This window comes from Mesorhizobium sp. M1A.F.Ca.ET.072.01.1.1 (genome assembly GCF_004023325.1).
Lineage (GTDB): Bacteria > Pseudomonadota > Alphaproteobacteria > Rhizobiales > Rhizobiaceae > Mesorhizobium.
The window spans coordinates 1-2,931 of sequence record NZ_RZSF01000533.1 but is presented as its reverse complement, the minus strand read 5'-3'; the positions used below and the strand labels follow the sequence as shown (position 1 = coordinate 2,931).

Here is a 2,931-nt window from a genome sequence, read left to right as displayed (position 1 = left end):
TCGAGTACGTCCTCGGCGTTCTTGGGCGAGGTGGTCATGCCCATGAAGATCTTGTCGGAATGCTTCATCGACGAATAGGTGATGTGCAGGTGCCGATGCGCAACGACGATGTCCATCGGCTCGACGATATGGTGCGCCGACGATTGCAGCGCCGGCATCATATGCGCCAGCTTGTGGAAGGTGCCGAGGTCCGCGATCGTGGGACCACGCCTGACGTCGTCGAGATCGCGCATATAGGGCGCGCCGGTCATCGGCACAAAAATCGACTTCGGCCCACCGAGCTCGACATTCTTCGCCGGATCGCGAGCAAAATATTCGATCTTCGAAGGAATGGTCTTGATGAGTTCCATGACCAGGCCGCGGTCGAGATGGACGCGGTCATCCGCTCGTACGTCCGCTCCGGCTCTCTTCCAGTCCTCGATCGCGATCGAGTCGCGAAACACGACACCCACTTCTTCCAGGATCGCAAGCGAAGCCTGGTGAATGCGCTCGACCTGCTCGGCATTCATCGGCTCGATCACCGGCAGGCCGCGCTTGAGCGTCGGCAGCATGTCGATCTTCGGCGCCGTGCGGATCGTCCGCCGCGCTTCCCGACCTCCCCTGCGAGAGTGAGCGGGTTGAGCAACAGTCATGCTGGCCTCCAAGCGAATTGCGTTACGGCCCATCGCGGACCGCGATCGACTATTGCCTAACTCGTGGAAACTGACCTAATGCAAAAGTCTCACCCCCGTGTTGACTAAAGAGCTACTGGTCGGTGCAAACTTCGGGCGCTTATGGTTCGGCGATATTACGATCTTCCCTCTCTTACCGCCCTTGCTGTGTTCGAGGCATCGGCCAGACATCTGTCCTTCAAGCTTGCGGCTTCTGAGCTCAACGTGACTCCGGGAGCGGTCAGCCGACAGATCAAGGCTGTTGAAGAGGAAATCGGTGTTCCTCTGTTCGTGCGGATGGGAAGCGGCGTCATTCTCACCAGCGCTGGTGAGGATTTGTACGCTGTATTGGCAAATGGCTTTTCGAAGGCCTCGGAGGTCGTCAGAACACTGAAGCGCGGCGACCGATCAAAGAATGTTACCATTGCCTGCTCGGATGCTTTCGCATCGATGTGGTTGATTCCTCGGATGCCCGGGTTCTGGAGACGCCACCCCGAGATTGCGGTCGATCATCTCATATCTGACAATTCAAGAGATTTTCGCCGCTCTGAGGTGGAGTTGCGCATCCGATACGGATTCGGTTCATGGCCCGACGAGACTACCGAACTGTTTTTGAATGACGTGATCTATCCGGTCTGCGGCCCCCACTTTGCACAGGTGCACCGGGATGCCACGGCGGAGTCATTGTCTGAGCTCCCGCTTCTGCACGTGAACTGGGTCGATCCTGATTGGGCAGACTGGGACGAGGTTCTGCGTCGCGCTGGAATACCTCATGGCACTCCGCGCGGCCGGAGGTTCGGAAAGTTTTTCGTCACGCTCCAGGCTGCCCAGGCCAATCAAGGTGTCGCGGTCGGTTGGCATCGCCTGGTGCAGCCGCTGATAGAAGAGGGCAAACTGGTAAGAATAACCGACCTCGAGATGCCTGCGCCGGGCGGATACTATCTTACCTGGAACGATAATCGCACGCTGTCGCCCGCCGCCGAACTGTTTCGTGAATGGCTGAGAGAGATCTCAGCCCAAGAACGGGCGAGTTAATTCGAGCAGGCCTCTAGCTAAAGTTCTTTGCCCGCGCGCCTCTGCATCGTCCACAGCTTCAGCGGCGCACCGATCGACATCAGCGGCTCCGGGTAAAGTCGAGACGGTGCCGGCTCGTTCAGTGCATCCGCGATCATCGGTTCGTCGCTGCCGGCGGCAAGGTCGGCAGCCAACATCCCGTAGAGGGTGCCCTGCACCGTTCCCAGGCCGTTGCAGCATCCGGCGACGAACACCCTCTCCTCGACTTCGCCGAAGGCAGGAGCGGAGTTGAGGGAGAGACACAGATGGCCTCCCCACCGAAACTCCATCGGTACTTCACCCAGCATTGGGAAACGCGTGCGGAACGATCGATCGTGCGTGGCGCCGATCTGGTTGATCTGCTTCTGGCTCGTCGACATGTCGGGGTTATAGGTGAAAGTGTTACGCACGACGATGCGGTCGCCGATGCGCCGGATGGTCGATCCCATCGGATCAGCCGGGATTAAGCCCCAATGCGGCTCACCGCCCAACGCCGCCTGCTCGCTTTTGGCAAGCGGCTTTGTCATGCTGGCGTAGGTGAAGACGTGCAGCAGGCGTTTCTTGAAGAAGCCGAAGCTTTCGAGATGACCGTTGACCGTCAGTATTATCCGCGGCGCGATGATCTCGCCCTCGGTCGTTCTCACAGTGTGCAGCTTGCCGGTCTGTATGGACGTGACCGCAGACTTCTCGAATATCTGCACGCGGCTCGACAACCCTTCCGCAACTCCGCGGACGAAGCCGGCCGGCTGTGCCATCACCGTCCCCGGCGTGAACGTGCCGCCGACGAAGAAGTCGGTTCCAGTGATTTTCTTCAACTGCGTCCCGTCGAGCCGCTCGAACGGCTCATCGAGACCGGCCAGGTGCTCTTCGAACTCGCGCAGAGCGGCAAGTCCGTGATCGGTCGCAGCCCCATGGAACTTGCCGGCGCGAACGAAGAAGCGCTGCAGTCCGTATTCATCCGCCGCCGAAGCTGAAAATTCGATGGCTGCGCGGTTCATGCGAATGCGCTTGCGGTCGTGCTCTTGACCTCCGCCGTAATTCTCGCCGCCAAGCTCATGCGGCAGATCGATCATGAAGCCCGAGTTTCGCCCGGCCGCACCCCAGCCGGCAATAGTCGATCGCGGTCCGCGATGGGCCGTAACGCAATTCGCTTGGAGGCCAGCATGACTGTTGCTCAACCCGCTCACTCTCGCAGGGGAGGTCGGGAAGCGCGGCGGACGATCCGCAC

3 protein-coding genes are annotated in these 2,931 nt (G+C 59.9%); 1 reads left to right on the top strand and 2 read right to left on the bottom strand.

Going from position 1 to position 2,931, the window contains the following annotated elements:
- On the bottom strand, positions 1 to 632 hold a 632-nt coding region (locus EOA32_RS35755; protein WP_189407665.1), incomplete at its 3' end, for a trimethylamine methyltransferase family protein.
- A 141-nt stretch (positions 633 to 773) separates the two neighbouring features.
- Between EOA32_RS35755 and EOA32_RS35750 the strand changes: the two genes are divergently transcribed.
- Positions 774 to 1,685, top strand: a complete 912-nt coding sequence (locus EOA32_RS35750; RefSeq protein ID WP_128374197.1) for a LysR substrate-binding domain-containing protein — start codon at positions 774 to 776, stop codon at positions 1,683 to 1,685.
- 17 nt (positions 1,686 to 1,702) lie between these two features.
- Here EOA32_RS35750 and EOA32_RS35745 read toward each other — a convergent pair whose 3' ends face one another.
- A complete protein-coding gene (locus EOA32_RS35745; protein WP_128374196.1) occupies positions 1,703 to 2,890 on the bottom strand; it encodes an FAD-binding oxidoreductase in 1,188 nt (395 codons plus the stop codon).
- Positions 2,891 to 2,931: the final 41 nt, after the last annotated feature.